Source organism: Nostoc sp. (genome assembly GCF_036917775.1).
Lineage (GTDB): Bacteria > Cyanobacteriota > Cyanobacteriia > Cyanobacteriales > Nostocaceae > Nostoc.
The window spans coordinates 1-6,135 of the sequence record NZ_JBALEQ010000099.1; the positions used below are offsets into that span (position 1 = coordinate 1).

A 6,135-nucleotide genomic window follows, 5' to 3' on the forward strand; every position below is an offset into this window, starting at 1 on the left:
AATTAGTTTGGTGTCTGCTTCTTTTGAACTCTAACTCTTTGATGTCAATGGGTTTTACTTTCTTGTAATTTGCGATCGCCCCGTGGTCGATTACCTTGAATTGAAAGTGAGTCATGATTTGTTTTTTGTGATTGTCGATCTTGGCGGGAGCAAAAACACACAAGAAATACTAAGGCGATTGAATCAGTGTTATCCTTTGGCTACTAATTCAATAGAGCAAAATGTCCAAAAATATTTTGGTTCTATTAGCTCTGAAATTACCCAGGCAGCAGTTGAAGCAATACAACTCGGAGATGCCCAACTTCTTGGAGCTTTAATGACAAAAGCCCAAGCGGAATTTGACCGATACGTAGTTCCAGCTTGTCCCGAGCAATTAACTGCAAAAAAGCTACATCTGCTTCTCCATCACGAGCCACTTAAGCCTTATATCTTTGGAGGAAAAGGCGTAGGTTCTCAAGGGGATGGGACTGCACAACTGATAGTTAAAAATCAAGAGAGTCAAAGAAAAGCTATCGAAATTATTAAGCGTGATTTTCCTCAAATGCAAGCGTTACAGTTAACTATCTCAAGGCTACCAACTCCGATGATTGACTTAGCTGAGGACAAAAACCAGTATGGGGATGTTTATTAACAAATGCGTTTAATACTTTATTCGCGCTCAAAGACAAAAATAATTGAAATCGGTTTGTTCGTTTTGGGATCGCATGGCTCATATAAATTTAACAATCGGTAATTTAAAGCATGGAACTCGTTGATCCATGATTCGAGCGTTCTGAAATACCAAGGAGTAGGGTAAATGGCTTATCTGAAACTGTTTGCCATGAAGTTTCGCGCCATCCATTGGAGTATGCAGAGTCACCGCAAGCAATTATCGGATGAAGGGTTTGAATGATTATTTTGCCTTTGGACTCTAACAGGCTATGGCCTGCCTTGGCGATCTCATCAAGAGCGCATTCGCCTATAATTGAAAAGTTGCAGATAAAGCAAGAAAAATAGCTAATGGTGCTAAATCTTTGTGATGCAAGATCCGAGTAGGAACAGACAACAAAGCGAGAATCACCACTATCCCTTGCTGCGTCAATGAGAGCGGCACAAAAATCAACACCCCATCCATCAATTCCTAAAGAAAAAAGCTGTCGAGACAACCATCCCTCACCGCATCCAATGTCTAAGAATGTTCGTGGATTAAGTTGGCTTACTGCTTTGAGTATAGCGGCATCAGTGGCGATCGCACGAGAATAGATTTGCTGCTGACGAATTGCTTGCGTCCATAACGAAGCATTCATCTGCCATGAATCAAGGATTCGTTTTTCATTCTTGTCCATACAACGCTGCTCAAATAGTACGAACAATCTTCTCCTTTAAAAAGATAAGCGATAATGTAGCCAGATGTAGGAGGATTTTCACTATTTTCAGGAATCGCAGTTCTGCCCAAGAGCGACCACAGTTGTAACTGATGGCAACAGAGGGCTACCAATTATTTTTAGTGATGGCAGCCAACAGAACATAGTTGCTGGCGATGGTGTGCTGATAAGAGTAAACCTGTAAACCTGGGGATAAATAAAGCGACATCGGACAGTCCGTCGTAGACATTGCTCAAGCAGGGCATAGTCTATCATCTCCCCAATCGATTCTCTCTCTTATTGCCGAAAGTTGTGCTGACGTAAGATATTGGAGTGATTGTGTGGCGTGTTGGTGGGAAATCGGGCGCAGAGATTCGTTTGGGAGCTTTCGTGTTACAAAACCACTCTTGAATTTTCTTTTTATTGGAGTCTCAGCTTTTCAAAGCATCTTTTCAACCCATTGAACTCAAGTTAATCGCTAAAGGAAAAAATAATCTGTTAACTAACAATAGAAAACTGTCAATTTTTCTGGAATAGAAAGTAGACTCATTGAATTAATAGTAGGGAACAAAGAAAAGATTTGCTAGTGACATTAGAAAACAAGGTTTATTAACTTGACTCCTTACAGTTTCAACAAGATCACCATGAAATTACCCATCCTATTTAAAACTCTAACGTTACTTAGTTTTTTCCTGCCTATACCTTTTAGCATGATTGCTACTCGTCCCGGGATAGCAAATACACTTAATACTCCCACAAATACTGAACAACCAAAGCGGTTGAAACTAACTTTATCAGGACACACTGCACCTGTGCGTGCATTAACCCTTTCCGCTAGCGGTCAAGTTCTTGCTAGTGGTAGCGATGATAAAACAATCAAGCTTTGGAATGCTACTACAGGTGCATTGCTTCACACTTTAACTGGACACCGTGATGACATTAAATCAATAGTGATGACTCCAGATGAGCAAACTTTAATTAGTACCAGTTTGGATAACACTATAAAATTTTGGAATACGCAAACAGGCTTAGAAGTTCGCACTATTTCAGAAAAAACAGGGGTGAAAGCAATGTTGTTGACCCTAGACGGACAAACTTTAATCAGTGGTAGCGGCGATAACACTATCAAATTTCGGAATCTCAAAACTCGGAAAATCGACCTGATACTCAAAGCAGAAACAACAGCACTTGCAATTACTCCTGATGGTAAAACTCTCTTAAGCGGAGGTGAAAATGGGGGAAGAATTCGGGTTTGGAGTCTGGTAACAGGTAAACAAATAGGCAGCTTTACCCCACCACTGCCCAAAAAAGAAGACCTAATCAGCGGGGGCGAGCGTGCATCAGCCCCGATTACGCTTGCTGTTAGTAATGAGGGGAAAATGCTCTTATGTGGTGGATACGACGATAGTTTTCAATCTGGTGGAGTTAGAAGCACAGATGGTAAAGGTTTCAAAGCTTGGGACTTGAGAACAGGAAAGCTAGTTCATGATTTATCTTTGGGTACGAGTATCGATGCGTTAATTATAAGTCCCGATAGCAAGACATTTATTGCTGGTGGTTTAGGCAGAGAAATCATATTACGCGACATCAAAACAGCAAAATCAGTCATGGAGCTTACCGGACACGCAGGTGGAATTTATGGACTGGCAACAAGTAGTGATGGCAAAATTTTATACAGCGGTAGTGGTGACAAATCTGTTAAAGTTTGGCAGATAAAATCATAATGATAAGCTAATACTAAACTCAAAAAGCTGGATTTTTGGAATCAATTTTAATCGTGATGTCTTGAGATTTCAGACGCAGCCAAAAAGCAAATCAAGGAACAACCACGTGGGAGCAGATGCAGTAATGCGATGGGGCTTACCCAGATATTTTCATTCCACCAAATTTAGCTGATTTGAATTGTCCTGATATTCCTTATCGCAAATTCAAAGTGATTCCACCAGATCCGCACGGGTTTGATAGGGATGGGGATCTTGTGGATTGCGAAAGCGAAAGTTGACTGCATCAGCATCAGTATATACACTGACCCCTGCTCTCAACATTTTTTGGACACAACCGCGTAATTGTTCTATTTACACAGTAATTTTACTGCATTAATATTCTATTACCAAAAAACGTAAGCGTTCAGGGGGTAGGAAAGCGATCGCTAAAAATTGTCCCAAAATCCGATAAATTAAGCGACATGGAACTTGGTCGCGTTACTCATTTAGAACAGATACCGCCAAAAAATTGGGGAAAGACTCCAACCAGCGTCACAAAACTGGTGGAAGAGATGGCACAGCAAATAGAACAACAATTAGAGGATGTAGACAAGTTATGCCAAGTAGAAATAGTAACTCTGGTAAAGAAAAATATCAGTGGATTAAGCAAGAAGAAAGATATATTGGTGCCCCTCCTTATGTTGTAGGACTTCCTAAAGGAGAAGGATTCACACCCTGGAAAATAATTATATTTAACTTTGTTACTTTGACATCTGTATTGGGTTTAATGTTCGCCCAATTTATCCATTTAATTGCTTTTGTTGCTAAAAAGATTTTCCAAGGAAAACAGATTTTTCTAGGGACAGCGGATTTAGGACTATTAAGTTTTTTCTCCACTCTGAATAACTGGAACAAGTTGCAAGATTTCCATAGCTTTTTCCAACCTTGGACATTCTTACCGAAACCAAAAATAGCCCAGGATTGGCATAAAGACGAAACGTTTGGGGAGCAGCGACTTAATGGACTTAATCCAGCTTTCTTAAGAAAGTGTCAACCAGAAGATATATCTGAAAGTGGAAAATTTCCTGTCACAGAGGAAATCCTCAAACCAGTCTTAGGTAATGATTTTACTTTAGCTTCAGCTTTCATGAATAATCGCCTTTATCTGGTGGACTACAAATTGTTTGATGGGATTCTCAATCCTGGACAACAGGATCAAATAGGAAAATATGCCTATGCTCCCCTCTGTTTACTATATGTAAATGACCAAAAAAAATTGGTTCCTGTTGCTATCCAAGTACAGCAAAAACTCGAATCAAATAACAATACATCTAACCCAATTTGGACTCCCAAATCATCACCTCAATCATGGTTGGCTGCTAAGATGGTGGTATCAGCAATAGATGCGGCTTATCAAGGGGTTGTATCTCATTTATATGAAACCCATCTGATCGTAGAAATTTGTACTGTTAGTACATACAGAACACTTTCACAAGACCATATACTTTATCAACTCTTAAAACCACACTTTTTCAATACAATAGTCATGAATTTCATGGCGAGAATCTTATTCTTAGGTAGAGGTGGTTTTTTTGATGTTACAGGAGCTTTGGGTTACACTGGCTCGAATGAACTTTTGCACAGAGCTTACACGGGAGAAGGGCTAAACACCAGCTATCAAGGAGAACCTTGGGAATTTTACAAGAAAGCTTTACCTTATGATTTGGAAGCGCGAGATGTTAAGGATATACCAGGCTACTATTATCGTGACGATGCTCTATTAGCCTGGGATACAATCCAAGAGTATGTTAGTAATATCTTGAAAGGACATTATCCAGATCCGCAGAGTCTAGAACAAGACGAGCAACTTCAAGCTTGGAAAAATGAGTTGATTTCTCCTCAAGCAGGAAATTTGAAAGGTCTACTTTCTTGCAAACATTCCGAGCAATTAACAGGAACATTGAATAATCTGGATTGCTTTATTGAAATTGTCACTACCATAATTTTCACTGCTACAACTCAACATGCGGCTGTAAATTTCCCCCAATATAACAATGTTGGTTGGATTCCGAGTATGGCTTTTGCGATTTACCAGCCTTTAAGCTATCTAGTCAAATCTGGGGATGGTTCTCAAGAACTAGATGTAGTTCAATTATTACCAAATCGATGGGAAACCCTCAAACAAATTGTCTTAGTTAGAACTCTGAGTTTAGCTCCTCCTTATACCAGCAAGAGTCTACTTACCCTGGAAAATCCTTTTCAAGATGAATTAGACAAGAATGTATTTACAGAATTTCAAAAACAATTGTCTGAAATGGAATGCAAAATCTCTGATCGAAATACCGCTCTTGTTAAATCATGTCAAAAACCTTATACCTATCTCTTACCCTCCCGAATTCCTCAGAGTATTGCTATTTAATTAACCTGAGTTCTAGTTAAAGATAAGAAGGTAAAGCCCAGTCCAGATGTAGGCAAGGCTTCTTAGGTTGATGACAATAAGCAATTAATCTGCACAAAACATTGACGTAAAAATTAACGGGACTACGGTGTCTTGAATGCTCAATTTGAGAAATATTTTTGAGTTGGTCATTAATAGCCTCAATAATTGAGCGTTTACGAGACAAAAGTTTGTCATATTGTACGGAGCGGGAAGACTAAATTTTTATATTTAAGGTGAAGATCCACATGAATACGAAAAACAGAATTTTTAGAAATTTTTCTAATCTTCTATAATCTCTCAATCCATTCTTCTAAAGCAATATCTAATAGTACATCTAGGGAATTGCCGTTCAGCTTCTTCCCTGTTATTGCAGTATAAAGATGTGAATATTGTTGAAAATTATAAACTGTTGTGGCGCGAGCATTAGGTCTAGGATTTCGTTGAATCATGATTGAGGACACAGTTTGCCAACAAGAAAATCTCAAATCACCAAAACCTATTTTAATAATTCCTTTTGCTGATCGGTCATAATTCCTATTAAAACTCATTCTTCCATTGTAATCGACCACGGGGCGATCGCAAATTACAAGAAAGTAAAACCCATTGACATCAAAGAGTTAGAGTTCAAAAGAAGCAGACACCAAACTAA

At 39.0% G+C, this 6,135-nt stretch carries 6 protein-coding genes and 1 pseudogene; 3 read left to right on the plus strand and 4 right to left on the minus strand.

The features are described from left to right. The first annotated feature begins 196 nt into the window (after positions 1-196). Positions 197-631, plus strand: a complete 435-nt coding sequence (locus V7K69_RS20495) for a hypothetical protein (RefSeq protein ID WP_335037604.1) — start codon at positions 197-199, stop codon at positions 629-631. Between the two features lie 103 nt (positions 632-734). On the opposite strand, the gene V7K69_RS20500 is transcribed toward V7K69_RS20495, so the two are convergent. Together V7K69_RS20500 and V7K69_RS20505 are read right to left on the minus strand one after the other, a co-directional pair. Next, complete coding sequence (locus V7K69_RS20500) at positions 735-1,325, minus strand: class I SAM-dependent methyltransferase (protein ID WP_335037606.1); 591 nt, start codon at positions 1,323-1,325, stop codon at positions 735-737. A 158-nt stretch (positions 1,326-1,483) separates the two neighbouring features. Continuing rightward, positions 1,484-1,609 carry a hypothetical protein gene (locus V7K69_RS20505; RefSeq protein WP_335037608.1) on the minus strand — a complete coding sequence of 42 codons (126 nt, stop codon included), beginning with the start codon at positions 1,607-1,609 and terminating at the stop codon, positions 1,484-1,486. Between the two features lie 378 nt (positions 1,610-1,987). On the opposite strand from V7K69_RS20505, the gene V7K69_RS20510 reads away from it, so the two are divergent. Next, positions 1,988-3,067, plus strand: a complete 1,080-nt coding sequence (locus V7K69_RS20510; protein WP_335037610.1) for a WD40 repeat domain-containing protein — start codon at positions 1,988-1,990, stop codon at positions 3,065-3,067. 595 nt (positions 3,068-3,662) lie between these two features. Next, on the plus strand, positions 3,663-5,465 hold the full coding sequence (locus V7K69_RS20515; RefSeq protein ID WP_335037612.1) for a lipoxygenase family protein: 1,803 nt from the start codon (positions 3,663-3,665) through the stop codon (positions 5,463-5,465). A gap of 16 nt (positions 5,466-5,481) precedes the next feature. On the opposite strand, the pseudogene V7K69_RS20520 reads toward V7K69_RS20515, so the two are convergent. Next, positions 5,482-5,679, minus strand: a pseudogene (locus tag V7K69_RS20520) (transposase); the annotation flags it as partial. 94 nt (positions 5,680-5,773) lie between these two features. After that, positions 5,774-5,935, minus strand: coding sequence for a hypothetical protein (locus tag V7K69_RS20525; protein WP_335037615.1), 162 nt, complete (start codon positions 5,933-5,935; stop codon positions 5,774-5,776). Positions 5,936-6,135 lie beyond the last annotated feature (200 nt).